This is a genomic window from Halobacillus locisalis, from assembly GCF_013694105.1.
Lineage (GTDB): Bacteria > Bacillota > Bacilli > Bacillales > Halobacillaceae > Halobacillus > Halobacillus locisalis.
In genome coordinates, this window is record NZ_JACEFG010000003.1 from 651,202 (window position 1) to 677,491 (window position 26,290).

General features: G+C 44.0%; 26 protein-coding genes, 1 riboswitch and 1 other annotated feature. Of the genes, 17 read left to right on the forward strand and 9 right to left on the reverse strand.

The window, feature by feature from the left end; translation table 11 throughout:
* Positions 1 to 166 precede the first annotated feature (166 nt).
* From H0266_RS16540 to H0266_RS16550, 3 genes are all read left to right on the forward strand, one after another.
* Complete coding sequence (locus H0266_RS16540; RefSeq protein ID WP_181473524.1) at positions 167 to 1,426, forward strand: L-lactate MFS transporter; 1,260 nt, start codon at positions 167 to 169, stop codon at positions 1,424 to 1,426.
* 200 nt (positions 1,427 to 1,626) lie between these two features.
* On the forward strand, positions 1,627 to 2,322 hold the full coding sequence (locus tag H0266_RS16545; protein ID WP_181473525.1) for a phosphatase PAP2 family protein: 696 nt from the start codon (positions 1,627 to 1,629) through the stop codon (positions 2,320 to 2,322).
* Positions 2,323 to 2,368: 46 nt separating this feature from the next.
* Positions 2,369 to 2,536 (forward strand): YqaE/Pmp3 family membrane protein, encoded by a 168-nt coding sequence (locus tag H0266_RS16550; protein ID WP_181473526.1) that lies wholly within the window; start codon positions 2,369 to 2,371, stop codon positions 2,534 to 2,536.
* A gap of 37 nt (positions 2,537 to 2,573) precedes the next feature.
* On the opposite strand, the gene queE is transcribed toward H0266_RS16550, so the two are convergent.
* Genes queE through queC form a run of 3 tightly spaced genes read right to left on the reverse strand, consistent with a single transcriptional unit; the run spans position 2,574 to position 4,427 of the window.
* Positions 2,574 to 3,302, reverse strand: coding sequence for a 7-carboxy-7-deazaguanine synthase QueE (gene queE, locus H0266_RS16555; protein ID WP_181473527.1), 729 nt, complete (start codon positions 3,300 to 3,302; stop codon positions 2,574 to 2,576).
* Complete coding sequence (gene queD, locus H0266_RS16560) at positions 3,295 to 3,762, reverse strand: 6-carboxytetrahydropterin synthase QueD (protein ID WP_181473528.1); 468 nt, start codon at positions 3,760 to 3,762, stop codon at positions 3,295 to 3,297. The genes queE and queD overlap by 8 nt, the downstream gene beginning before the upstream one ends.
* Positions 3,762 to 4,427, reverse strand: a complete 666-nt coding sequence (queC, locus tag H0266_RS16565) for a 7-cyano-7-deazaguanine synthase QueC (protein WP_181473529.1) — start codon at positions 4,425 to 4,427, stop codon at positions 3,762 to 3,764. The genes queD and queC overlap by 1 nt, the downstream gene beginning before the upstream one ends.
* Before the next feature lie 87 nt (positions 4,428 to 4,514).
* A riboswitch (PreQ1 riboswitch) is annotated at positions 4,515 to 4,559 on the reverse strand.
* A gap of 176 nt (positions 4,560 to 4,735) precedes the next feature.
* Here queC and H0266_RS16570 point away from each other — a divergent pair.
* From H0266_RS16570 to H0266_RS16585, 4 genes are all read left to right on the forward strand, one after another.
* A complete protein-coding gene (locus H0266_RS16570) occupies positions 4,736 to 6,388 on the forward strand; it encodes an L-lactate permease (RefSeq protein WP_181473530.1) in 1,653 nt (550 codons plus the stop codon).
* A 90-nt stretch (positions 6,389 to 6,478) separates the two neighbouring features.
* Positions 6,479 to 6,698, forward strand: a binding site (T-box leader).
* Between the two features lie 56 nt (positions 6,699 to 6,754).
* Positions 6,755 to 7,975 (forward strand): argininosuccinate synthase, encoded by a 1,221-nt coding sequence (locus H0266_RS16575; RefSeq protein WP_181473531.1) that lies wholly within the window; start codon positions 6,755 to 6,757, stop codon positions 7,973 to 7,975.
* On the forward strand, positions 7,968 to 9,338 hold the full coding sequence (gene argH, locus H0266_RS16580; RefSeq protein ID WP_181473532.1) for an argininosuccinate lyase: 1,371 nt from the start codon (positions 7,968 to 7,970) through the stop codon (positions 9,336 to 9,338). The genes H0266_RS16575 and argH overlap by 8 nt, the downstream gene beginning before the upstream one ends.
* A gap of 197 nt (positions 9,339 to 9,535) precedes the next feature.
* Positions 9,536 to 9,868 carry a hypothetical protein gene (locus H0266_RS16585; RefSeq protein ID WP_181473533.1) on the forward strand — a complete coding sequence of 111 codons (333 nt, stop codon included), beginning with the start codon at positions 9,536 to 9,538 and terminating at the stop codon, positions 9,866 to 9,868.
* Between the two features lie 539 nt (positions 9,869 to 10,407).
* On the opposite strand, the gene H0266_RS16590 is transcribed toward H0266_RS16585, so the two are convergent.
* Positions 10,408 to 11,595: a M14 family zinc carboxypeptidase gene (locus tag H0266_RS16590; RefSeq protein ID WP_181473534.1), complete on the reverse strand. Its 1,188-nt coding sequence runs from the start codon at positions 11,593 to 11,595 to the stop codon at positions 10,408 to 10,410.
* A gap of 186 nt (positions 11,596 to 11,781) precedes the next feature.
* Between H0266_RS16590 and H0266_RS16595 the strand changes: the two genes are divergently transcribed.
* From H0266_RS16595 to H0266_RS16620, 6 genes are all read left to right on the forward strand, one after another.
* Positions 11,782 to 12,960, forward strand: a complete 1,179-nt coding sequence (locus H0266_RS16595; protein WP_181473535.1) for a DEAD/DEAH box helicase — start codon at positions 11,782 to 11,784, stop codon at positions 12,958 to 12,960.
* A 411-nt stretch (positions 12,961 to 13,371) separates the two neighbouring features.
* A complete protein-coding gene (locus H0266_RS16600; protein ID WP_181473536.1) occupies positions 13,372 to 14,013 on the forward strand; it encodes a methyltransferase domain-containing protein in 642 nt (213 codons plus the stop codon).
* A gap of 2 nt (positions 14,014 to 14,015) precedes the next feature.
* Complete coding sequence (locus tag H0266_RS16605; RefSeq protein WP_220127300.1) at positions 14,016 to 14,474, forward strand: S-ribosylhomocysteine lyase; 459 nt, start codon at positions 14,016 to 14,018, stop codon at positions 14,472 to 14,474.
* Positions 14,475 to 14,492: 18 nt separating this feature from the next.
* Positions 14,493 to 15,413, forward strand: coding sequence for a PLP-dependent cysteine synthase family protein (locus tag H0266_RS16610; protein WP_181473538.1), 921 nt, complete (start codon positions 14,493 to 14,495; stop codon positions 15,411 to 15,413).
* A 5-nt stretch (positions 15,414 to 15,418) separates the two neighbouring features.
* Complete coding sequence (locus tag H0266_RS16615; protein ID WP_181473539.1) at positions 15,419 to 16,555, forward strand: bifunctional cystathionine gamma-lyase/homocysteine desulfhydrase; 1,137 nt, start codon at positions 15,419 to 15,421, stop codon at positions 16,553 to 16,555.
* 125 nt (positions 16,556 to 16,680) lie between these two features.
* Positions 16,681 to 17,352 (forward strand): TraR/DksA C4-type zinc finger protein, encoded by a 672-nt coding sequence (locus H0266_RS16620; protein WP_181473540.1) that lies wholly within the window; start codon positions 16,681 to 16,683, stop codon positions 17,350 to 17,352.
* A gap of 49 nt (positions 17,353 to 17,401) precedes the next feature.
* On the opposite strand, the gene H0266_RS16625 is transcribed toward H0266_RS16620, so the two are convergent.
* Complete coding sequence (locus H0266_RS16625; RefSeq protein WP_181473541.1) at positions 17,402 to 17,764, reverse strand: Lin0512 family protein; 363 nt, start codon at positions 17,762 to 17,764, stop codon at positions 17,402 to 17,404.
* A 189-nt stretch (positions 17,765 to 17,953) separates the two neighbouring features.
* Between H0266_RS16625 and H0266_RS16630 the strand changes: the two genes are divergently transcribed.
* From H0266_RS16630 to H0266_RS16640, 3 genes are read left to right on the forward strand one after another with little or no spacing between them, the layout of a single operon-like run.
* Positions 17,954 to 18,742 (forward strand): ABC transporter ATP-binding protein, encoded by a 789-nt coding sequence (locus tag H0266_RS16630; RefSeq protein WP_181473542.1) that lies wholly within the window; start codon positions 17,954 to 17,956, stop codon positions 18,740 to 18,742.
* Positions 18,726 to 19,484 carry an ABC transporter permease gene (locus tag H0266_RS16635; RefSeq protein ID WP_181473543.1) on the forward strand — a complete coding sequence of 253 codons (759 nt, stop codon included), beginning with the start codon at positions 18,726 to 18,728 and terminating at the stop codon, positions 19,482 to 19,484. The genes H0266_RS16630 and H0266_RS16635 overlap by 17 nt, the downstream gene beginning before the upstream one ends.
* Before the next feature lie 20 nt (positions 19,485 to 19,504).
* On the forward strand, positions 19,505 to 20,503 hold the full coding sequence (locus tag H0266_RS16640) for an ABC transporter substrate-binding protein (protein ID WP_181473544.1): 999 nt from the start codon (positions 19,505 to 19,507) through the stop codon (positions 20,501 to 20,503).
* 167 nt (positions 20,504 to 20,670) lie between these two features.
* Here the strand turns inward: H0266_RS16640 and H0266_RS16645 are convergent, their stop codons facing one another.
* Both H0266_RS16645 and H0266_RS16650 read right to left on the reverse strand, forming a co-directional pair.
* Complete coding sequence (locus H0266_RS16645) at positions 20,671 to 21,498, reverse strand: GNAT family N-acetyltransferase (RefSeq protein WP_181473545.1); 828 nt, start codon at positions 21,496 to 21,498, stop codon at positions 20,671 to 20,673.
* A 61-nt stretch (positions 21,499 to 21,559) separates the two neighbouring features.
* A complete protein-coding gene (locus H0266_RS16650; protein WP_181473546.1) occupies positions 21,560 to 23,863 on the reverse strand; it encodes an EAL domain-containing protein in 2,304 nt (767 codons plus the stop codon).
* A 130-nt stretch (positions 23,864 to 23,993) separates the two neighbouring features.
* Between H0266_RS16650 and H0266_RS16655 the strand changes: the two genes are divergently transcribed.
* On the forward strand, positions 23,994 to 24,665 hold the full coding sequence (locus H0266_RS16655) for a DUF3298 domain-containing protein (protein ID WP_181473547.1): 672 nt from the start codon (positions 23,994 to 23,996) through the stop codon (positions 24,663 to 24,665).
* An 87-nt stretch (positions 24,666 to 24,752) separates the two neighbouring features.
* Here H0266_RS16655 and H0266_RS16660 read toward each other — a convergent pair whose 3' ends face one another.
* On the reverse strand, positions 24,753 to 25,304 hold the full coding sequence (locus H0266_RS16660; RefSeq protein ID WP_181473548.1) for a GNAT family N-acetyltransferase: 552 nt from the start codon (positions 25,302 to 25,304) through the stop codon (positions 24,753 to 24,755).
* 268 nt (positions 25,305 to 25,572) lie between these two features.
* On the reverse strand, positions 25,573 to 26,289 hold the full coding sequence (locus tag H0266_RS16665; RefSeq protein WP_181473549.1) for a class F sortase: 717 nt from the start codon (positions 26,287 to 26,289) through the stop codon (positions 25,573 to 25,575).
* Between the last annotated feature and the right edge of the window lies 1 nt (position 26,290).

Consider the following 26,290-nt stretch of genomic DNA (forward strand, 5'->3'; position numbering starts at 1 on the left):
AGACTCCCAGACTTTGTCTGGGAGTCTTATTCGTTAGATGAGCGATTCAAAGGCCCCTCATTTTGTTGAACTCATCATTTATTTGTCACTTATATATCTCGAATTTGTTTCAATAGTGAGATATTAGGAAATAGAATGACAATTACTTGAAATGAGAGGTGCTTCAATGACAAAAGAAAAAGTTAAAAATCGATGGCTCATTGCCTTATGTGCAGTTGGAATCCACATTTCTATTGGATCCGTCTATGCATGGAGTAATTTCACGACTCCATTAAGCGATCAGTTCGGTTGGTCTGCCAGTCAAGTTCAGCTGACATTCAGCTTGGCCATACTATTTCTAGGTTTATCGGCAGCCTTTTTGGGATGGTTCGTAGAAAAATATGGTCCGCGTGTGGCGGGAATCACAGCGGCAATTTTCTTCGGAATTGGTGTTGCAGGATCCGGAATAGCCGTAAATGCAGGATCTTTAGGGCTTCTTTATGTTTTCTATGGAGTACTAGGAGGAGTAGGTCTAGGTGTAGGCTACATAGCCCCTGTGTCTACGTTAGTCAAATGGTTTCCAGATAAGCGAGGATTAGCAACAGGGATGGCAATCATGGGATTCGGTTTTGCTGCAGCAATCGCAAGTCCAGTGATGGATTATTTGATCGGATCTGTGGGCATTGCGAATACATTTTACATTTTAGGTGTTAGTTATTTTATGATCATGATCGTGTCCTCATTGTATATTTCCCGTCCTCCAGAGGGCTGGACACCGGAAGGGTATGACGAAGATGAAGAGGAAGATACGGAGTCAAAAGACTTGGCGAACATGACGGCGAAGGAATCTTTGAAAACGAGAAGGTTCTATTACTTATGGATCATGCTCTTCATAAACGTCACTTGTGGAATCGCTGTCATTTCTGCAGCCAAACCACTTGCACAAGGCAGCATTGGGATGACAGCAGCGGCAGCAGCAACACTTGTCGGTGTGATGGGGGTTTTCAATGGTGCTGGGCGAATTGGATGGGCCAGTGCTTCCGATTTTCTAGGTCGCGGAAATACCTACTTAACGTTTTTCGTGATTCAAATCGTTTTATTCGTGGTGCTGCCTTTTACTTCACAGGCTTGGGTCTTTATAGCTGCTCTCGCCATAATCTACACTTGCTACGGCGGCGGATTTGCTACGATGCCGGCATTCATCGGTGATTTATTCGGAACGAAACAGCTAGGAGCTATTCATGGATATATTTTAACAGCCTGGGCAGCTGCGGGTCTTGTGGGACCTATCTTTGCTGCTTGGATGCAAGACACGACAGGAAGCTACGAAAATAGCCTGATTTATTTCGCCGGGATGTTCGTCGTGGCACTCGTTGTATCCATTTTGACGAAGATTGATGAGAAGAATAAGCGAAAGGAACTGAAAGAAGGTCAGAAAACGGCATAATTCAAGGCTGCTGAATGAGATTCAGCAGCCTTTTGTGCCTCATCTTGAATTCAGATATGGAGTACGTACATCATTTACCATGTACAGATCGCCTAAACGGTCTGAGAACCATGGGATTATAACAAATACGAATTGCTCCGTTTCATGTAACGGCGGGAAGGGAACTTTATTTAAAATACTGTCGCAGAGGAGTGTTGGGTTTGTTTTTTACTGGTACAAAACTTTCCGACCTCTCTAAGGCCTCCATCATCATTATACTTGCAGGGTTCGTCTCTGTCGGTGTAGCGTTTTATTTTTTCTTTGAGTTGGCTGGAGAGGTAATGGAGCAAGAGAGAATCGTCATCGATCAATGGGCAATTGACTTGGTCACGGCGATCCAAACGGAATGGCTGGGGCAAGCATGGGGCTTGATCACAGAACTGGGTTCTGTCACTTGGCTTACGATCGCTTCCTTGATCCTTGTCGTGTATTTGTTTGTGGCATCGTCGTTCAGTCGATGGGTGGCCGTTTATTTCGTAGTGAACATGTTAGGAATCAGTGCTTTAACGAAAATTCTTAAATTATCCTTTGAGAGAACTAGACCGGAAGTGTTGGCCGAATATGATGGTACGGGTTTCAGCTTTCCAAGTGGACACACGACCGGAGCGTTGACGTTTTATGGGTTCCTCATTTATCTTGTCGTTTCAAGTTCGATGAAAAAGCAATGGAAATGGGCCTTGAATATCACCCTGGGTCTACTCATACTGCTCGTAGGACTAAGTCGAGTGTATCTGGGAGTTCATTTCTTCAGTGACGTCATGGCTGGAATATTATTCGGTCTTGCATGGCTTCTTGTGTGTATTGGAGCATTAGAGATTACATTGTGGAACCAACGCCGAAGACAAAATAAGTTATGAGAACAGATAGAAAGGGAAAGGTATTTACAGAAGGAGTGAATCAGCTATGTTATACATTCTCGCTATTTTCTTACCACCGCTTGCTGTATTGTTTACAGGCAAGCCGATGAAAGCACTATTGAACTTGATTCTTACGTTGATTTTTTATGTGCCGGGAGCTGTTCACGCAGCAGTTGTGGTGAAAGGGCATTATGATGAACAGAAACGAATATGAAAAAAGGTGCCGAAACGGCACCTTTTTTTCATAGCTATTAAACGCCTCTTTTATTTCCCCATACAAGTGCATGTACTTGTGGGAGTACACGCACACGATTCAACTTCTCAGACGCCACTACTTTATCAATCAACCATTCGTATTGATCAAGTAGGTGACTTGCTAAGTTCTGTGGTCGGTTTTCCTCCAAGTCATCGTTTCCGACTTGTAGGAAGAATGGAACATCTGGGTACCGCTCATGAACTTCCTCTGCATACTCAAGGTCCTCATCGTTGAAAATGACGACTTTCAAGCTCGTGTTGGCCAGCCGTTCATGCTCTTTCATACGATTGATGATTTCATCAAGTACCATCCAATTCGTCTTCATTTTCGAACTAGGCGGTTTCGGAGAGATCGTCAAGTCATCGATGGTTGGAAACCAGTCTTGCCAACGGCTTCCTTGTGTTTCAAGCGCTACTTCAATGTCTCTTTCATGGAGTCGATCAATCAACTCCTCTAAATTCTTCAGAAGGGCAGGGTTCCCACCGGAAATGGTGACATGATCGAATTGATTGCCGCCAATTTCCGTAAGACGAGCGTCTATCTCTTCCGCTGTTAAACGCTCGATGTCTTCTTTTGCGCTTCCGTCCCATGTGAAAGCTGAATCGCACCATGCGCAGCTATAGTCACAACCGGCGGTGCGGACGAACATGGTCTTTCTACCAACCACCATACCCTCGCCTTGAATGGTAGGGCCGAATACTTCGAGAACGGGAAACTTATGCATCGTGCATCCACTCCCGTCTTGCTTCAGCAAAACTCGTCGGTGTCTCATATAGTTTAACGAATTCGACGCGGCATTGTTGAGGATTACCGATAAGCGCTGACTCCATCTTCTCATATATCCAAACGACCATATTTTCAGCTGTTGTATTCATTTGAGGAAGCGTATCGTTCAAATATCTGTGATCCAAGTGAACTTCTATTTGATCTTTCCAGATTTGTTTGATGTCTCCGAAGTCCATTACGATGCCGATGTCATCAACAAATCCGCTGATTCCGAAAATTACGCGATACGTATGTCCGTGCAAGTTCTTGCATTTCCCTTCATAACAGTGCAAATGGTGTGCCGCATCGAAGGTGAATTCCTTACTGACCATCACGCGTTTTTGGTGATATTTCAATTCTTCACGCTTGATATCCTCATCAATTTTCTGCAAGTTCTCTACGATGGTAAACCCGAACATTAGCTGTTCACCTCTTTTCGCTCAAGGTACGTATCCAATCCGTTTTGACGCAATTCACACGCAGGGCAATCGCCGCACCCATCTCCGCGTACCCCGTTATAGCAAGTCAGCGTTTTTTCGCGAACATATTCGAACTCGTTCAATTCATCTGCCATTTCCCATGTTTGTGCTTTATCAAGCCACATTAAAGGTGTGTGAACAACGAATTCATCATCCATCGATAAGTTCAATGTGACGTTCAATGACTTAACGAATACATCGCGGCAGTCGGGATAACCGCTGAAGTCGGTTTCGCATACGCCTGTCACGATGTGTTTGGCACCGATTTGACGTGCAAGGATAGTGGCAAAGGATAAGAATAATAAATTCCTTCCCGGCACAAAGGTGGAAGGAAGTTCTCCATCTTCACCATCTTTCACCTCGATATCATTACGTGTTAAGGCATTCGGTGCCAGCTGGTTGAGCAGAGACATATCCAATACGTGATGCTTGACGTTCTGATCCTCAGCAATTTCCTTAGCTACTTCAATCTCAGCTTTATGACGTTGATCGTAGTCGAATGTCACCACTTCTACATGGTCGAAATCTTTCAGTGCCCAGAATAGACACGTCGTACTATCTTGTCCCCCGCTGAACACAACGACGGCTTTTTTATTTTTTTCCATTAAAAAAATTCTCCTTTCACAATTGAAAAAGAGAATTCTACTCACCCAAAAACATAAAAAAAACCATACCTAAGGCAAGGTATCGTTCCATCCTTAGTTTTTTATAGAGGGTGTAGCTAGAACCTCTCCCGCACTTGAGGCGGACTTGTATTAAATTTGAATCACTATCCCTAGTGTAACACGTTAAAAAACGAAAAGGAATAAAAAAAAGGATGATGAACAATTTGTGAAATAATTCACAAATTCATATTCAGAACGAGTCTTATTCTATTATAATAGAAGTATAGATTAGGTGGAGGGGTGAAGTTATGAATGTATGGGAAGTTACGACGGCGCTGATGCCCGTCCTTGCTGTCTTCATATTGTTAGTGATTTTACGTTTACCTGCTGTAAAAGCGATGCCGATCAGTCTCATTGTGGTAGGTGTGTTGGCTGTCATCGTATGGCGTGTTCCTTTTCTACAGGTGATCGCGGCTTCTCTAGAAGGACTGATGATTGCCGTTTCGATACTATGGATCGTGTTCGGAGCGATTCTTCTATTGAACACGTTGAAAACGAGCGGAGCTATGGAAACCATCCGATCCAATTTCTCACATATCTCACCCGACCGGCGTGTTCAGTTAATCATCATTGCCTGGCTGTTCGGTTCTTTCATAGAAGGAGCAGCTGGTTTTGGTACACCGGCAGCCATTGCCGCTCCTTTATTATTAACATTAGGTTTTCCTGCTCTTGCCGCTGTTTCTCTAGCTTTGATTGCCGACAGTAGTGCAGTATCTTTTGGGGCCGTCGGCACGCCTCTCATAGTTGGTGTCGATCAAGGATTGAGGCAAGGAGCTTCAATTGCCCCGCCTGTCCAACAAGCGCTAGGGGAACAAACCATGGCGGATTATATTCAAGGGATTGCACAAACAACGGTTATGATGGATTTATTCATAGGTTCATTGATTCCGCTCATTCTTGTTCTCATGCTCACTAAACTTTTTGGAGAAAATCGCTCTTTTAAAGAAGGATTGGAGATTTGGAAGTTTGCCTTGTTTGCAGGGTTCAGCTTTACAGTTCCGGCGTTCCTTGTTGCTACATTCATCGGACCAGAGTTCCCGTCTATCATTGGTGGGTTGGTCGGTTTAGCGGTTGTGGTACCTGCAGCTAGAAAAGGATTTCTATTACCTGCAACAACGTGGGACTTCCCTGTAAAGGAAAAGGGGCCCGCTCATGACGAAGCCGTTGCAATGAAGAAGCATATGCCCTTGTATAAAGCGTGGATTCCTTATGTTCTTGTCGCCCTACTGCTTGTCCTTTCAAGGCTCAATTTTCTACCATTCAAACAATGGTTGATGTCTGTGAGAGTGGAATGGAACAACATCTTGGGAACAGACTTAGCGGCGTCTTTTGAACCACTGTATTTGCCAGGGAGTCTCTTTGTGCTTGCGATTATCTTTACCGTGTTCTATCACAAGATGAACAAAGAACAGGTCACATCAACCATTCTAACCTCAGCTGGCTCTATGGTCGGAAGTGTGATTGCTCTCGGAACAGCGGTTCCTATGGTTCGAATCTTTATCAACTCAGGTGTCAATGAAGCGGATCTTTTAAGTATGCCGATGGAACTCGCCATCATGGTCTCTGAATCTGTCGGAGGAGCATGGCCTTTAGTGGCTCCGATAGTAGGTGCGCTCGGTTCATTCATATCTGGTAGTGCAACATTCAGTAATATGATGTTTTCCTTATTCCAGTTCAGTGCCGCCGACCAGATCGGATTGTCCGGACAATCTGTAGTGGCTCTACAGGTACTCGGTTCAAATGCAGGGAACATGGTGTGCATCCTCAATGTCGTAGCGGCTGCTTCTGTTGTGAACCTTGTAGGAAAAGAAGGAGAGATCATCCGAATCACGATGATCCCGATGCTGATTTATGTCTTTCTTGCCGGCGTAATCGGAACACTTTTTTTGTATGTAGGGTAAACTCCATCCATTTGAACATTGAAAAAATTCGAAGGATACGGTTGACTTCTCAAAATACCTATGTATAATTATAAACAATATATAATATTTATACATTCGAAGACGAAGAGAGTACACTTGGAATTGGTCTTGCAGCGAATCGGGGACGGTGGGAGCCCGGTGATCATTTAAGTGGAAACGCACTTCTGAGATGTTTGGTGAATGAAGTAGCCAAAACCGGGAGCACCCGTTATCAGTGTCGAGTTGGTCTATAGAAGCATAGACAATGAGAGTGGCACCGCGGATGTAAAATGAAAAATCCGTCTCTTACCCCCCAATGGGAAGAGACGGATTTTTTTGTGGACAATAATAAAGGAGGCATTATACATGACAAAGCCAAAAGTGGTATTAGCATATTCAGGTGGACTTGATACATCGATTTCAGTGAAATGGATTCAGGAAAAGTACGGGTACGATGTCATTGCCCTAGGACTTGATGTAGGGGAAGGGAAGGATCTTGAGTCGATTCGTCAAAAAGCTTTGGATGTCGGTGCGATTAAGGCGATCATGATAAATGCGAAGGAATTATTGGCCGAAGAATACCTGATGCCAGCATTGAAAGCCAATGCTTTATATGAAGGGAAGTATCCATTGTCTTCCGCCTTATCCCGTCCTTTGATTTCCAAGTTACTTGTAGAAGTGGCAGAGCAGGAAGGTGCTGTAGCCGTCGCGCACGGCTGTACAGGTAAGGGGAATGACCAGGTTCGTTTTGAAGTTTCGATTCAGGCGCTGAATCCGGATCTTGAAGTAATCGCTCCCGTACGTGAATGGGGGATGAATCGTGATGAACAGTTGATGTATGCAGAAGAAAAAGGAATACCTGTTCCTGTCACGAAAGAAAATCCTTTCTCTATAGATGCGAATATTTGGGGACGTGCATGTGAAGCAGGAGTTCTAGAGGATCCTTGGGTAGAAGCACCGGAGGCCGCCTTTGCTTGGACGAATCCGATTGAAGAGACGCCAGATGAAGCGGATACGATTACGATTGATTTCGTCGAAGGGAAGCCAGTAGGAATCAACGGGCAATCCATGGATCTTGTCCCATTAATTGAACACTTGAACGATCTCGGAGGAAAGCACGGTGTCGGACGTATCGATCATACAGAGAACCGTCTCGTAGGAATCAAGTCAAGAGAAGTGTATGAAACGCCGGCCGCTATGATTCTGATCAATGCACACAAAGAATTGGAGTTTTTGACTCTCACGAGAGAAGTGTCCCAGTATAAAACGAACGTGGACCAACAGTTATCGAAAATCATTTACGACGGTCTTTGGTACTCTCCGTTGCAACCAGCTTTGTCTGCCTTCGTTGATTCAACACAAAAAGTGGTAACAGGTACGGTGAAAGTGAAATTATTCAAAGGCCATCATACGGTTACGGGCAAGAAGTCTCCTATGAGTCTTTATAACGAAGAGTTGTCCACGTATTCCAAAGGGGATGCTTTCGACCATGATGCTGCTGTCGGTTTTATCAAGCTATGGGGACTTCCGACGAAAGTACACGCAGGCGTGCATAAGAAAAAAGATACGGTGAGCGTCCATGACTAAGTTATGGGGAGGACGCTTTACAAAGCCTACCAACCAGCTGGTCGAGGAGTACACGTCTTCGATCGGCTTTGATCAAAAGTTAGCGATGCACGATATTAAAGGAAGTCAAGCACACGTAACCATGCTCGCCGAATGCAGCATCATTACGATGGAGGAATCCGAACAGATCAAGGAAGGACTTCAAAAGATTGCTGGTAAGATCGCGGATGGTGATGTGGATTATTCCGTTGCGGACGAAGATATTCATATGAATATTGAACGTATGTTAATCGAAGAAATTGGGCCGGTTGGCGGAAAGTTGCATACAGGAAGAAGCCGGAATGACCAAGTCGCAACCGACATGCATCTTTATTTGAGAGAGAAGACGAATGAATTGATTCAGTTAGTCGAAGCTGTTCAGGCAGCGTTAGTCTCTCAAGCGGATCAACATGTGGAGACGATCCTGCCAGGTTACACCCATTTGCAACGAGCTCAGCCTGTTTCATTTGCGCATCACCTTCTCGCCTACTTCTGGATGTTCGAGAGAGATAAGGAGAGATTACATGATAGCTTGAAACGCATCAATTGGTCACCGCTTGGAGCGGGTGCGCTGGCAGGAACTCCTTACGCGATCGATCGTCAAATGACATCCGATCAGCTTGGGTTCGACAAACCTTATCCGAACTCGCTTGATGCGGTCAGCGATCGTGATTTCATCCTTGAGTTCTTATCGATTTCTTCTATCTTGATTACCCACATCTCAAGATTGTCTGAAGAACTCATTCTTTGGAGTAGTCAGGAGTTTGATTTCATAGAGCTTGATGATGCATTTTGCACAGGCTCGAGCATCATGCCACAAAAGAAAAATCCGGACGTTCCTGAATTGCTCAGAGGGAAGACGGGGCGCATCTATGGTAACTTGATGGGGCTGTTAACGTTATTGAAAGGATTGCCTCTCGCCTATAACAAAGATATGCAGGAAGATAAAGAAGGCATGTTCGATACAGTGGAGACGTTAGACGGCGCCTTGCATTTATTGGCTCCGATGATTGAGACGATGACGGTGAAAACGTCCCATATGCGTCAAGCCGTTAACGAAGACTATTCCAACGCGACAGATATAGCGGATTACTTAGCAGTCAAAGGGTTGCCCTTCCGTCAAGCACACGAAGTAATTGGAAAAATCGTACTGTATGCTATTGAAAAACAAAAGTTTCTTCTTGAACTTTCTCTAGAAGAATACCAGCAGTTTTCAAACCTGTTCGAAGAAGACATTTATGAGAAACTGGCGCCAGATCATGTCGTTGCTGTGAGAGACAGCGAAGGTGGAACAGGATTCGACCAAGTGCATAAGCAGTTGCATTTAGCGAAGCAACACATCTAAAAAGGAACGCTCGGCACGGCCTGAGCGTTCCTTTTTGCTTGTCATAGTTTGCGTTCCCACATCATCAGCCCTCTTTAGTTATCTGAATATGGAAAATAACTCTCGCGGGCAGACATCTTATATAACTGTGAAAACGTTTGAAAAGTCGTAAAGAGGTTAATATAAGAAGAACGACTATTATAGGGGAGGCACGTAAAATGACGAAGCATATTGAAGCTTTTTTCGAATCAGAAAACGATGCAGAGAGCGCGAAAGCAGATCTACAGGAACTTTCTATTGAAAAAGAATTGGTGGAGCCTATTCCCGCCGATACCGACTTAGGTCCTATTATCCCTATAGCAGGTTCAGCAAGTTCTGGCCCAGGGGCAGTCAGTTTTGAGGATGTGGCGGAACCAACAAGGGATGGCGCCTTATTCAGCAAAAAACATCTTACGCACGTTCTTCATTTCTACTTAAAGGATGAAGAGTTCGATCATGCGGTTAAGAAGATTGAGAAGCATAATGGTCATATGAACGAGAAGCATTTATAATCAACAAAACGCCTCCTATGCGGGGGCGTTTTGTTCAGGCTGCCCACAGAAGTTAGTGGAAAGGTTCTGTTAGATGATATGAGAATACCATGGGATGGAAAACGGCTCGCTTTCCTGCGGGGGAGCCGGCAAGCCTGCTAGTTCGTTGACACTCACTGTGGGGTCTCGCCTGGGTCCTTCTCCCGCGGGAGTCTCGCCGTTTTCCATCCCACTATGCTACAAGTAGTGGAAACAGAACCTTGCCAATCATTGTGCGTTTATCCGTAGCAGCTCTCTTTGTAGGTGATTCCAAGAGGTTCGCACTTCCTCTCGCAAGGTGGCGTGGAAACGGCGACACTCCTGCAGGATCCTGAGGCTTGGGTGAGATTCCGCAGGTCGCGGAGCAATCGAGGAAGCTCACCGCCTCCTGCGGAAAGGGAGTCGTTCCCACGCCACCGTTCTCTCCTCAACATGGAAGAACCGAAAGTAGGTTTCTCAACACGCTGAACAAAACGCCTCCTATGCGGGAGGCGTTTTGTTTTGTCACGTCATGAGTTTCATTACATATACAGGCTTGCTAAGAAGATGCCTATGGTCTCCTGATAGATCTCGTCAAATTGGCTGAGAGGGAGCGGGTTTACTCCTTGACCGAGTTCGACCGTGAAGCCAGGCCGACGGTACACTTGAATGAACCAGTCCTTATAGCCTGCAAAACTGTAGACATTGCGAATGGGCTGATAGCCGCTCACCCGCTGGAATTCATTGACGATCGTCAAGGATTGCGGAGGTTCTAACCCTTCGTATCCCCAGTAAATGACTTCGCCCTGCGTATGGAAAGCGAGCATTTTCTCGAACTGTCTAGCTTGAGCAAGTTCAGCCATCGCGATTGCTTCTGGTTCTGTTAACGGCTCATAGCCAGGGAAGTCACGAGGGGAGGGTTCTTTCGGTTTTCGCTCTTGTTCAACTTCCCACTTGGCTGGGTACTGATTATTTAAATCGACCCCACGAATATTTGCTTTCCACCCTGAATAATCTTGGTTGCCATTGTTGATCTGTATGGCTTGTTCACCAAAAGGTCCTTCTGGAGGCCCATTCAATACAAGGTTTACTCCATCAGGGTCGACCATAGGAACTATGGAAAGCGTGATTTGATCATAGAACGGGTTGACATCGAGACCACGAATCGTTTCTTTATTCGTTAAGGCGAGCAGGTAGTCATTGAGAAACTGCATGATGACGGCCGATGTAATCCATTCGTTTGCATGGAAGGAGCCGTTCCAGTGAACGACTTTTGCCCCATTTCCGATTTGTAACTCGACTAAATCTTTCCCCATGACACTATTTCCTATCGTTTCAACCCTCATAAAGGGATAAAGCGAGAGTAGTCCCTCTAAATCATTCGTAAGAACTGTAAAATCATATTCCTGATTTCCGTTCACGATACGTTCGGTCACTCTACTAGGGATGAGAATGGTTTGCCCGATCTGAAGTTGACTTGGATTGACACCAGGGTTGAGCAGCGCTAAGGAGTCAATCGATATTCTTCGATCGCTTGCGATTTTCCAGAAACTATCCCCCGGACTAATGCGATAAGGTTCTGTCTGATATCCTGGGATCTGAATAGTTTGCCCAACAACAAGTCCAGAAGGGTTTACCCCAGAATTGGAATCTATGATGAATCTCAAGGGTATATTAAACAACTGGCTGTAATACCAAAGCGTGTCGCCTTTTCGTACTTGTACGTCCACCGCACGACCTCCTATCAAAATGATCTTCATTATCCTGCCTTATCGTACAGAAACAACCGGAATGATTGATGTTTCATTTTATTCATATATATGGTCGAACTCTGATATCAATGAATGTTCTATATGTAATTCCTCGAAAATCAGGTACAATAATAGAAGGAAGATTAAAAGGAAGTAGGGAAATGAATGACAAAAGCAACATTTACAACGATGGGCGTGCAAACTGCGCTTGTTGAGAAATTGAAACACCAGGGAATAACAGCAGCTACACCGGTTCAAGAGAAATCGATCCCTTTGATTAAAGAGGGGCATGACTTGATTGCAGAAGCGCAGACGGGGACTGGAAAGACATTTGCTTTTCTTTTGCCGATTTTAGAGAAAGTGGATCCTTCCCTTTCTCATGTTCAGGCACTGATTGTAGCCCCTACCCGGGAGTTAGCTTTACAAGTAACGAAAGAAGTCGAGAAATTGAAATCGGATGATACCCACGCCTTAGCTGTGTATGGGGGACAAGATGTGGCAAAGCAGGCGAAAAAGTTGAACGGACAAGCGCACATTGTTGTGGCGACACCAGGGCGTTTACTCGATCATATTGCACGCGAAACGGTTTCGTTGAATCAAGTGGACTTTGTCGTCTTAGATGAAGCGGATCAAATGTTGGAGGCTGGTTTCTTACCTGATGTCACGAATATCATGCAGCAGACGCCGGATGATAGACAAACCTTGCTTTTTTCAGCAACGATCACTAAACAAGTCCAATCTCTCGCTAAGCAATTTCTTACACAACCTAAGCGGATTAAAGTGGAATCTGAACAGGTTACACTCACGAATATAAAACAACTGTTGTATGAAACAACCGATCGTGCCAAGCAAGATGCATTGATTACGATCATGAGTGAACACCGTCCATTTTTAGCTGTCATTTTCTGCAGGACGAAACGACGAGTGAGCAAGTTAAATGGAGCATTGAAACAGGCGGGCTTCGATTCTGATGAGCTTCACGGGGATTTATCACAAGCCAAACGAGAGAAAGTGATGCAACGATTCCGTGATGCGAAGATTCAATATTTGGTGGCAACGGATGTTGCCGCACGAGGGTTGGATGTCGAAGGGGTGACGCACGTGTTCAACTACGACATCCCTCAAGACGCAGAAAGTTACATTCATAGAATCGGACGTACTGGTCGTGCTGGTGGCAAGGGATTAGCGATTACCTTTGCCGCTCCGAAAGATCGCCCGGCACTGAAGCAGATTGAAAAAATGATTGAACGGCCAATCGAGCGACGTAAAATCGAGAATTTATCTCCTAAAAAAGAGAAAGAAACAGACCATAAACCGAAGCGCAACCGAAAGCATAGAAGGTAACACGAAGGCCCCTCTAGTGATGAGAGGGGCTTTTTTCTATTTATCACCGTTGCTTACGACTGCTCAATTGGGCATTTTAATGATCCCGAGGCAGGAGCAACCTTCATAGAAGTAGGTGCTCTCTATTTCGGGACTTTCTCTTTCGATATAGACAAAAATCACAAATACGAGAATACATAAGATAATAAATAAGATGAACATCCATCTAATCAGTAGAAAACACCTCCATCTTTATCCTTATGATAAAAGAGCTGCATTCATTTCTTTTTCATAAATCGATCGAGGATAAGCCTATTCCAAAAAAAGGCTCCTAAAATATAAACATTGAGTATGGTTTTGAAATATGATACTCTATACACATAATTCCGATTAAACTGATTGGAATTATAAATATTAAGGGGATGAATGCAAATGGGAATAGAATTCGTCGACTTGTTCGACCAATGGGCGGGTTCATATGATGAGACGGTCTCCGGGAACGATCCGGAATATAGAGAAGTTTTTGAAGGGTATGAAGAAATGCTTGGACAGTTAGCCGATTTAGCTGTTTCTCCAGTTATGGAATTTGGAGTAGGGACGGCGAACTTGACGAGAAAAATGGTCAATCAAAGAAAAGTGGTATTCGGAATAGAACCATCGAAAGAAATGCGAAAAATCGCGAACATCAAATGTCCTGAAGCAGCCATTTATGCAGGGGACTTTATGAAGTACCCTCAACTATTGACCCCGATTCGTTCCATCGTCAGTTCTTTTGCATTTCATCACTTGAATAGAGATGAAAAGAAGCAAGCGATTGGAGCATTCTATAATCAGCTGGATTTTGAAGGTCAAGTCATCTTTATTGATACCCTGTTTAAGGATGAGAGACATAAGAAATGGTTGATTTCTCAAGCGGAAGCTGCAGGATTTTTAAATTTAGCGCAAGATTTGCAGGAAGAATACTACCCTTATCTCGAAGACTTAAAAGAGATGTTTTCCGAAGTAGGGTTCAAGGTGTCTTGTAAGCAACTTAATAAATACGCCTGGCTCATTCAGGCAACAAAGGAGAAATGATGATGACACAAATGAACGTTGAAAGCTTCAACTTGGATCACACGAAGGTGAAAGCTCCGTATGTCCGTCTCGTTGGTGTTACAGAAGGTGCCAAAGGGGATAAAATTTATAAGTACGACCTACGCATCAAACAGCCGAACCAAGAGCACATGGAAATGCCGGCTCTCCATTCGTTGGAACACTTAATGGCTGAAAATAGTCGCAACCACCATGACCGAATCGTTGATATTGGTCCAATGGGTTGCCAAACAGGATTCTATATCGCTATTCTCAACGATGATGACTACGAGAACATTCTTGATGTCATTGAAAAAACCTTGAACGACGTTCTGGAAGCAGACGAAGTACCTGCCTGCAATGAAGTGCAATGTGGTTTCGCTGCGAGTCATAGTCTCGAAGGAGCGAAAGAGCTAGCTCGTGAATTATTAAGTAAACGAAATGAATGGACGGAAGTTTTTTAATAGAAGGGTGAGTCATCGATGGGTTTTGTTAAAAATGTGCAATCATTAATCGGTCAGACTCCGATGATTGAACTGACTCATTCTGACATCCCGAACAAAGCACGCATTTTCGCAAAGCTTGAATTTATGAACCCAGGTGGCAGTGTTAAAGACCGCCTGGGTTTAAAGCTGATTGAAGATGCGGAACAAAGAGGGGTGCTTGAGCGTGGAGGTACAATCATTGAGCCGACGGCAGGGAACACAGGGATTGGTGTCGCCTTAGCAGCAATCGGCAAAGGGTTTCGCGTCATTTTTGTTACACCTCAAAAGTTTAGTCAAGAAAAGCAGACACTAATGAGGGCCTTGGGTGCAGAAGTCGTCAACACACCCACCGAAAAAGGGATGAAGGGTGCCATCGAGAGGGCTTCTGAGCTGTGTGGCGAGATTCCTGGATCCTTCAGCTTAGAGCAGTTCAATAACCAAGCTAATCCCGATACGTATTATGAAACGTTAGGTCCAGAAATATTTGCGGATATGAATGGGGAACTGGACGTTTTCCTTGCTGGTGCAGGTACGGGAGGAACCTTTATGGGGACCGCCCGTTACTTGAAAGAACAAAACCGGTCGATTAAGACGGCGATTGTGGAACCTGAGGGATCGATTTTAAATGGGGGTCCTTCTGGGCCGCATAAAACAGAAGGGATCGGTATGGAGTTTCTGCCTTTTTATATGGATACGGCCTATTTCGATGCCATTCACACAATTACCGATCAAGTGGCCTTCAAACGCATGCGTGAATTGGCGTTAAATGAAGGGTTGTTAGTTGCCAGTTCCTCGGGTGCTGCCTTTGAGGCCGCTCTAAGAGAAGCAGAGAAAGCTTCTCCCGGTACGAAAATTGTCACGATCTTTCCGGATAGTAGTGAACGATACTTAAGTCAAGGCGTTTATGAGGAGGAGTGAAGAATATGCGAAAGAAAACACAATTAATTCATGGTGGAATCACCGGAGATGAAAAAACGGGTGCTGTTTCTGTACCGATTTATCAGGTCAGTACGTATGCACAAGACGGTGTCGGAAAGCACCGCGGATATGAATACTCCCGTACAGGCAACCCGACTCGTTTTGCCTTAGAGGAGTTGATTAAGGAATTAGAAGGCGGACACCGCGGCTTTGCTTTCGGTTCTGGAATGGCTGCCATCACAGCTATTCTTATGACATTCAAACAGGGAGATCACATCATCTTCACGGATGATGTTTACGGTGGTACGTATCGTCTGGTGAGTCAAGTCATTACACGCTTTGGATTAGAAGCAAGCTTTGTCGATACAAGTGATGTTTCGAATATTGAAAAGGCGTTAACTGACCGAACAAAAGCGGTGTATGTAGAAACACCGACGAACCCGCTTTTGAAAATTACCGACCTCAAGAAAGTATCTGAGCTTGCAAAGGGAAAAAACCTGACGTTCATCGTCGATAATACGTTCAGCACCCCTTATTGGCAAAACCCGATTGAACTCGGTGCTGACGTTGTACTTCACAGTGCAACGAAATATCTTGGCGGGCATAGCGACGTTGTGGCTGGCCTGGTGGTCGTCAATTCACAAGAGCTTGCTGAAGATGTTCATTTCGTATTGAATTCATCAGGGGGGATTCTTGGTCCGCAAGATTCGTGGCTGTTGATGAGAGGAATCAAGACGCTCGGGATCCGAATGGAGGAAATCGAATCAAATACCAAAGCATTTGTTGAGTTTCTTCAAGATCTTCCAGAAATTACGAATATTTACTACCCTGGTCTAGAGGCTCATAAAGGCCATGACATCCATCAGTCACAAGCTCGTGGGAATGGTGGCATGATTTCCTTTGATGTTGGAAGTGGGGAAAAAGCAGATCAAGTTCTTCGAAACGTCAACTACTTCACGCTAGCTGAGAGTCTTGGTGCTGTCGAAAGTTTAATCTCTGTGCCGGCCATGATGACGCACGCATCGATTCCAGTAGATCGCAGACAAGAATTAGGTATTACAGACGGACTTGTCCGTGTTTCCATCGGACTTGAAGACATCGATGATTTGAAAGAGGACTTCTTGCAAGCCCTGAGAAAATAAATATACTGTATGCGCCTCACACGATCAGGGGCGCTTTTTTTATGTTTCAAAATGGTCTTGCGTCCTGCATAGACGGTCTCAGTTCAGCCAAACTAAAAGGGAGAATCTAAATCAGGAGTGGGAACATGGACTATTTGCATTTAAAAAAACAATTGGAAGAACGACAGCGAGCCATAGAAGAGCGCTTGATTGAACAAGGGAATTTCGGGATGAACCGTGGTTTTGCGAGTGATATGTCTTCTGGAGAATTATCTCAATACGACAATCACCCCGCTGATTCTGGCACAGAACTATATGAGCGTGAAAAAGATATAGCTTTATTAGGACACCTTAGAGAAGAGCTTTCCGACATACAATATTCTTTGAAGAAGATGGAAAAAGGCACGTATGGCGTGTGTGAAGAAACGGGCCAGCAAATCCCGGAAGACCGGTTGAGTGCGCTCCCGACAGCAAGAACGATTGCATCAGCTTCTCCGAACGAAGATCGATCAGGAGATCGCCCCGTTGAAGAAGAAGTACTTCATAATATGGAAAGCGCTTATGGTCAAAGCACATCGGAGCGGGATTATAATGAGGAAAATGCTTACGAACAGGTGGCTTCTTTTAATGAATCCAGTATGACGTATGATGGTTCGTCTAATATGGATAGCCAAGATGGACTAGGGTATGTAGAAGAATTTGAATCTTTCGTGTCTACGGATATGAGAGGGAACACAGGACCAGACAGCGTTCAATTTGAACGGAATGAGCACTATGATAAATATATGGACGGACAAGATGAACAAGAGAGGGAATGAATCATAGACAAACACCCTGACCGAAGGTGAATGGTCAGGGTGTTCTGCATTAATAACCTACTTCGATCGCGGCGTTGACGATGTACATCAAGTCATTTTTATCTTCTTTATCCTCAAGGAAAATACCACTCGAGGTAAGCATGCCACCATCCATTACTTTAATCTGCACGTCTCCATAAGGAATAGCTTTTCGTACTTCCTCGTAATCCAGTTTGTCATGATCACATGGAAGGGCCAGCTTCACGTTGATCTTCATATTCTCTAAGGATTGTTCCGGCAGGACGGTCCGGATCCCCGGCATAGAATTTGTGTGAATCGCATTTTTAATGGCACGCACAGCGGCTTTCGTTATATCTTGACCGTGAACATCTGTGCCCATGCCTGTTTGAATAAACATTAGTTGGTCCATCATTGATCTCCCCTTTTGGCATTCATTTTATCATAGAAGGGGCGAATGTATCTCCCTTGATACTCATTTCAAAATCTTCTCCCATTGTTTTTAGAATATTGTTGCACATATTTTCAACCATCTGTATAATCTAAAACTATAGTTATAAAACATACTATTTTGATAGGAATTATAAACATAAGGGTGAGGGTTTTGTTTTTAGAAGTCAATAACGTCACAAAATCGTTTGCAGATAAAGACCGTGAGAGCTTCGAGGTCTTTTCGAACATCGATTTAGCTATTAATGAAAATCAGTTCGTCTCATTACTGGGTCCATCAGGATGTGGGAAGTCGACACTCTTATCTATGGTTGCCGGTCTTGAGAGTGTAACGGAGGGAACCATTCAATTAGATGGGGAGAACATTGTTAAAGCCGGGCCGGATCGAGGCATGGTCTTCCAACAGCCGTCCTTATTTCCTTGGCTGAATGTGAAAGAGAATGTGATGTTTCCCTTAAAGCAAAGTATTTCTAAACAAGAGGCAAGTGATCGAGCCGATCACTTTTTGAAGATGGTTCATTTGAGCCGTTTCAAAGATCATTACACGCATGAGCTATCAGGGGGGATGCAACAAAGGGTTGCAATTGCGAGAGCGCTCGCGATGGATCCGAAAGTTCTGCTAATGGATGAACCGTTCGGCGCTCTGGATGAACAAACGAGACACATACTTCACAAGGAATTAATGAAAATCTGGCAGGAAACTCAAAAGACCATTTTGTTTGTCACACACAGTATCCAGGAGGCGATAAAACTTTCTGATCGAGTCGTTGTGATGGGAACAAGACCGGGGCGGATCATTGCAGATTTCCAGGTCGACTTGCCCCGCCCAAGAAGGCGTGATGATGAACAGGTCATTGCTTTAGAAAGAAAAGTGATGGATCTATTAGAGAATGAAATCGATAAAGTGTTGAAGGAAGAACTCAGTCATGAAAATCTTCATTAAGCGTTTATTATTCTTATTCGTTGTGATGGGGATTTGGCAACTCGTGTATGTATCCGGCGTCTTTCCGGATATCGCTTTTCCTTCTTTGATCCTTGTCTTTGAATCGTTATTCAACGGGTTTACCAATGGGGATCTAATCAGCGCCTTGTTGGCAAGCTTCAGACACCTTTTCATTGGTCTATCATTAGCTATTCTGATCGGTACAGCTCTTGGTGTACTGCTTGGAAAATCCCAGCAAGCAGACGAAACAGCAGGTATGTACCTCGTCGCCTTGCAGAGTATTCCGAGTATCGTGTGGGTTCCGCTTTCGATTTTAGTGTTCGGTTTTACGGAATTTGCGGTCATCTTTGTCGTCGTTCTCGGTGGAACCTTTGTCATGGCGCTCAATGTGAGGTCAGCGATTCATAGTGTACCACCTCAACTGGTGAGAGCGGCTAGAACCATGGGAACCAGTGGTGTTTCTCTTTTTTATCGCGTAGAAATTCCATCTAGTGTCCCTTATTTCATGTCAGGAATCCGCCTGGCATGGGCCTTCAGTTGGCGCGCTTTGATGGCCGGTGAGTTGTTGAGTAATGGACCGGGACTTGGCTATTCATTGCGCTTTGCGCAGGATTACGCTCGGATGGATCAAGTAATCGGCATCATTATTATTATCGGGGTGATTGGTGCCGTGATGGATCAACTGGTTTTTTCAAGGTTAGAGAAAAATGTAATGAAACGTTGGGGCTTACTTAAATCTTAATAAGAGGAGAGGGATTTTGTATGAGAAAAATATGGGTATTATTCGTATTACTTCCGTTAATAGGATTTTTAGCAGCATGCGGTAGCGACGCCGGTGCAAACGGCGAAGGGGATTCAAAGGAAATTACAATCGGGTACTTCCCGAACATTAATCACGTTGCAGGGATGGTAGCTGAAGAAAAAGACCTTTATTCCGAAACGTTACCTGATGGAACGACGGTCAACTATCAATACTTCCCTGATGGCTCATCCTTCATGACAGCGATTGAGACAGGTGACATTCAAGGTGGTCTTGTCGGGCCGGGACCTGCGATGAACCACTTTACGAGTGGAGCGAAAATCAATGTAGTTGCTGCCGGCTCAACGGGAGGAACGGTGATCATGGCTCGCAATGGAGCTGATATTGAATCTCCAGAAGATATGGTAGGAAAAACGTTTATTTCTCCTCGTGTTGGTTGTACACACGATGTGCAATTTGAAACACTGATGAAAGAGGAATACGGAATTACATCGAGCCGTATCGACGGGGAAATGAAACACGTCACAGGAAAGCCAGCCACTTATGCTAGTATGTTTGAGGCCGGAAAAGTGGATGTAGCGACTGTACCGGAACCATGGGCATCTTCTATTGAAGCGGAAGGAAATGGAACGGTATTGATTGATACACCAGATGTAGCTTATGGTGAGACACTGCCTGCAGCGGTGTTTGTTACATCACAAGAATTGGTCAACGACAACCCTGAAATGGTAGAAAATATCGTGGAAGCACACAAGAATGCCACAACGTTCATTCAGGAAAACCCAGAAGAGGCAAAAGCGATCGCTATCAAGAAAATCAAAGACATTACCGATCAAGAACTATCACAAGAAGTCATCGACAATGCGTGGGAGAGAATCGATTTCACGTATGAAGTAGAAGAGAAGCACTTGCAAGATTTCGCAAACTCTTCATATGATTTAGGATTCTTGGAAGAAAAGCCTGACTTAACCGGGTTGGTTGATTTATCTTTTGTTGAATAAAGGGAGAAAAGAAGGTGGGGGTTTATACTCTTACCTTCTTTTTTTATTGGTGAAAATCAGGAGAGAAAGAGAGGTGTGATTTAAGAAAAAATTAGAAATTTTGCTCAATGGTTTATCACGTAAATAAGAGCGCACAAAAAGGACGGAAGCAAAGTGATCCCGTCCTTTTAATCTGTTGGAGCAGCGTTTTGTACGGGCACTGGATCATATAGATGCATCATCCAGTGGCCGATATCTTCGAATCCAAGTCGCTTGTAGATTCGGCCAGCACTTGGATTATCATAAAACAGGCACAGCGTTTTGCCTTCTGTCAAGAGGTCCTTACACAATTGATTCATGCATAGGCTCGCATAGCCTTGCTGCTCGTAATTGGGATGTGTACAGACGCCGACGACCATAGCAGAAACGGAGTTTTCCGCTGTCGTTGAGGCACTGGAGACGAGTTGGTTTCCTCGTTTGATGTAATAGGTCCGAGCTGACTGGTTTTCCATACCCGAACGAATGCTATCTTCACGATTTTCCGATTCTTCGAATTCAGAGATTTGATTGTGCAAGTCGGCGATCAACGGTACGTCAGATAAAGTGGCGAGCTTTACTTCACAATCTTTATCGCTATAAGAGAAGGGCTCTAACTTCTCACATTTTGCATAATATAATGTGCGGGAATGTTTCTTTGGATGTTCGATGTAAGGAATAATCTCAGAGGTCATAGACTCAAGTCCCGATAATTCTCGGAATTCAGGATCTTGGTTGATGATTTTACCAAATCCTTCGGCATCAAATGGACCGTCTGCGTAACATATATAATTGCTGCGATATTTCAGCAACACGGCTGTCAGTTCTAAGGCTTCGTCAAAATATCCCCACACTCTTTGAAAATCCGTATCATATCCGAAGTTTTCAATATCCCCAATAATAAACAAATTCTCAGCCGGCTTTTGTAACAATAATCGCTGACAGGCTTGATCATCTGCTTCGTTCAATAGACGAATCATAGGCATCCCCTCTGTAGAAAATTTCTATTTATTGTAACATAACTTTCTGAATAAAGGGAGGTTACGATTTGGCGAAACTTTCCATCCAAGGGAGTAGCTGATCGGTGGGCATGGGTTTTGAAAAGTAATACCCTTGTATCGTTTGATTCCCGAGTTGTTGCAAATGATGCAATACTTCTTTTGATTCCACTCCTTCAGCGACAACTTCTAATTGCAAGTTGTCAGCAAGGTCGATTATCGAACGAACAATGGCTTCGTTTTTTACATTAGAGGTGATGTCGTCAATGAAGCTTCGATCAATTTTTAAACAATGGATTGGAAATAGGCTCAAGTATTTCAAGGAAGAGTACCCTGTCCCGAAGTCATCAAGCGCTACGGTCACTCCCATTTCATCAAGCTTATGGAGACGAGCAATGACAGCGGATTCGTGGTCTATAGCCATCGTTTCCGTTATTTCCAAGCGCAACTTTGAAGGAGAAACGGAACGCTCTGATAGGATAGCTGTTAACGTATCGATGAAGGCAGGGTGCTTGAATTGTTCAGGCGATATATTAACTGAAATTCGAACGTCGTCATACCCGTTGTGCTCTAATACAAGGATCTGTTCCACAGCCTGTCTAAGTATCCAATCGCCCAGTGGAACAATTAAGCCTGTGACCTCAGCGAAAGGGATGAATTTTTGAGGTGAAATTTGCCCTTTGCTTGGATGATTCCAGCGAATCAAAGCCTCTAGCCCCGTTACCTCCATGGTTTCTATATTGACTTGTGGCTGATAATACATACAAAATTCATTATGTTCTAACGCTTGTTTCAAATTCATATGAAACCATTGATCTTCGAAGGCGTAATCGTCATAAGAATGTTCGTAAAACTTCGTACTGCTCAGGCCTTCATGTTTGGCCACTGCATTCGCACGGTGCGCATTGCGCATGATTGTTCCGGGGTTGTCTCCACCTTCGGGATAGAGCACAACACCTGTGCTGACGGTAATGAAGATGTTATGACCTTCGATAAGAAAAGGCTGTTGAAACAATTGTTGATAGTGATGAATGCTGCGGAAAAGGTGGGACTTCTCATCTGAAAAACCTGTAAGAACAACAAAACCATCGTGGTCTATTCGACCAATTACATCTTCCGATGATCTTTTGGACTTCAATCGTTTCGCGATGGCCATCAACAATTGATCACCGATTCGAAAACCTAACTGTTCATTCACCTTTGAGAAGTCATCAATATCAAGATAGAAGAAAGCAAAATGTCCACTTGATTCTTCAATTTTTTCATCCAACTTTTCTTCCAAAAGGTTTCGGTTCGGTAGATCAGTCAAAGCATCGTAGTAAGCAAGCTTTTTTGCTTCCTGTTCTGCATCACGCCTTTTCACATGTTCGTTGATGAAAGCGACCATGTCTCCAATTGAAGTGGCGTAAGCCTCCTCATCGAAACTCCACTCTCTCGAGTCCCCATATTGTTCGCAGCAAAGAACCCCGAGAGTCATCCCTCCACTGATGATCGGGATGTCCATCATCGCCCTAATATTAAGTTTGGATAGGTAGTGATCGCTCAGCTCTCGCACACGATCATCAGAATGTGTGTCATTGACTACAATAGACCGATTCTTCTCCAAAGCAGAGAAGTAATCCGGGTAATACTCCTCATGCAGCGCTTCTGCGTCTTGAAACGATTGTAATGTGGAATCATATAAAGACTCACAAATAAGAGACGTTTGTTCATGGTTATAAAACCAAATACTGACCCGATCGACCTGTAATGTTTCAACAGCAGATTCACAAATCATTTCAAATGCTGGAAGTAAGTCGATGGACGTAAGGCGGGCGTCTTTCATTAATCTCATCAAGTCCGATTGTTGTCTTCTGATACGCTCTTCTTTAAAGGCGCTACTCAATTGTTTTTTTTCTGAATAAGTTTGACGTAGATAGGTACTTAAGCAAGAAGCGATCAATTCCAGGGCCTGTTCATTTTGTAGCTGGAAATCCGTTTGATTAATCAATACTAGTGCTCCAAAGAGTTGATCGTCTTCTTGAAGGGCGAAAGCGATAGCAGTCGCATGCTCACCGTAAACAGAGGCATCGATTTTCTCCCAAGTATAAAGAGGGAGCTGTCTGACCATTGCTTTTTTAACCGTAGAAAGAGGGTAAAGGTTCGTGTTCTTCACATATTCTTTGATGGGGGATAAGCTCTCGGTAGATGCATCCTTTAATGTGTAGACAACGGCTGCATCACAACCGGAAATGAAGCATGATTGCTCCAGTAAATAGTCAATGGCGTTTTCTTGGCTTCGATTAAGTAAGGATTCAAGCAATTGCTTTGGATAAGTATGTTCGTCATGGAAATCGATGATGCTCACTCCTGATCATTTCGTCGTGTTTCCTTTATACTACATCGTACTACAATGGATGATGATTTTCGATGAAATTCGTTTATTCCTGTCGTTAGTTTCTAAGAAGTTGGTCAAACTAACGAGAGGAGGGATTATGGTGAAAAGGTTTATACTTACTTTAGTTGCGAGTGTAGTGTTACTGTACAACATCGGCCCTACACACGCGGAAAGTTTGTTTCAGGTTAAGCGGAAGGACCAGGTCACTCAAGACTGGGAAATTCATGTAGACTATCCCTTGTTTGATCAATTGGAGAGTAAAGAATTGCAGGAGAAGGTAAATGAATCGATCACGGATAAGCTCGACCATCAACTTGAAATGGTGCAAAGAAGTGCAAATGAAACGAATGGAGCACCTATCCTTTATTACGAAGAAACGGATGTATATAAAGAGGACGACTTCTATTCTGTCGTCATGACTTCCCATTTTACAAAAGGGAATCAATATAACTCTTCTGTCACCTCTGTCAATTTTGAAAACAGACAGGGGGAAGACTTGCTTCCGTTAGATGAACTGGTTTACATGGATAAGCTGAATGAAGAAGTGAAGAGGAAGATGGCCGGAGACCCTGAAATGTATTTGACTAAATCGTTCAACGAGGTGCGAAAAGACACAGCCTACTATATTGAAGATGAACGCCTAGTGCTCGTGTTTAATAAGTATGAAATTGCGGCAGGTGTACATGGTACACCTCAACTACCAATTCCTCTTCAGGATATTGAGAAAGAAAGAACGGATGAGAATAATGCGCCACTCCCACGTGTTATCTAATTAAAAAAAGAAAAGCGATCTCTAGACGATTATCCCAGAACCGCTTTTCTATTGAGGTTTTCATAAGCGCGGCAATAAGGAGTTGTTTTATGCCTCCATTGCTTCTTCGCTTTGGTCTTGCTCCCCATAATAATGGAAGAGATACTGTTCCTTTGTGATGACGAATAAGTCATAGACGTTCTCATGACGGTTGATCCAAGAGTGGATTTCTGAGTAGGTGTCATTCGCTTCAGTCACATAGGGGATTTTTAAAGCGGCATTCATAGACCGTTGATTCGAGCGGCGGATTTTCATGAAAATCGCCTCAATATCCAATTGGAAGAACAATTCTTCAAAAAAGGCTTCTTTGGCCGGTTTGTTATACCCTTTGCCGAAATAAGGTTGACCAATCCAAGTTGCCAGGAATCCTTTATTTTCGTTTACATCAAAAAGGTTGATGGTGCCAATTGGGTGACCCCATTCATCAAGGATTGTACGGGATATCATTTCCCCCCGATCCTCAGCTTCTATCGTCTGTTTAGTCAAAAAATAAAACTCATCACTCGATGCCGCTTTATGGCGGACATATGGAAATACTTCAGGGTGGCTCATCAACTCATACAGAACCGGGGCGTCATGTAACTCACGCTTTCTAAGCATAAAAAATCCCTCCTTGATGGTTGGAGGGTGATCTAAAAAGGCATGGACACATAGCCAGCCAGTAGTAGTTCGGACCACCCTCGAATTTTTATCAATTGCACACAAAAATTCGGGGTGGGAATCGAACCCACTAGAACCAGTTAAACTGGTGGCGCACCATTTGCCTTCCCTACACTATAATCGACACGTGTTTCTACATATATAATAATCGATTCCACAAAAAAAGTGAATCAATTTTTTGTAAAGAAAAAGAAAATTTTTGTAGGTTCTAGCTCTCGTTCTCTTGAACGTATAAATGGTCGGTCAGTGTAGTATAAACGGCTAGACGTTCTGTATAACCATCCGCTTGATTGTCATAAGGGCCGGTGCATGTGATCAAGTTCAACGAACGTTCATTAGTCGGTCCGAATAACTCACGAATGGGAGAGTCTTCTACAGGATAAGCCGCGACTTGATTGACGGTGTAAGTCAATTTTGATCCATCCTCTCCGTACACGTACATTTCGTCTCCTGCTGTTAATTCTTTCAAGTCAAAAAAGACAGCCGGGCCATATTGACCGTCCACGTGACCAGCAATGACGGCATTTCCTCTTCTTCCAGGTTTTGTACCCGGTTCAAACCAACCAACCTCTGTAACACTGTCCGGAACAGCCATCCCACCTTCTTCGGTGTACCCTTGAGGTCCTACCGGGGCATCTACACCGATCGACGGAATTTCTAATCTCGTAGGAGTGACGCCTGGTTGATCGTCCGGTTGTACAACCGTGGCAGGTTCATAATTTTTTTCAATCGGTTCACTTTCAATCAAATCTTTAGACGCTTGGTTTGGTGGTGGAGCACCATCGGATTTGGTCACTTCCGTTTGTTTTGACGGGGATTCATAAGAAGAAAGAACCCTGGCCTCCTTGGCAGGGTCGTCCAGTATTTGAAAACTGACGACAAAGACAAGGAGGCCTAGGGCTATTGGGAATATGAATTTTCTCATT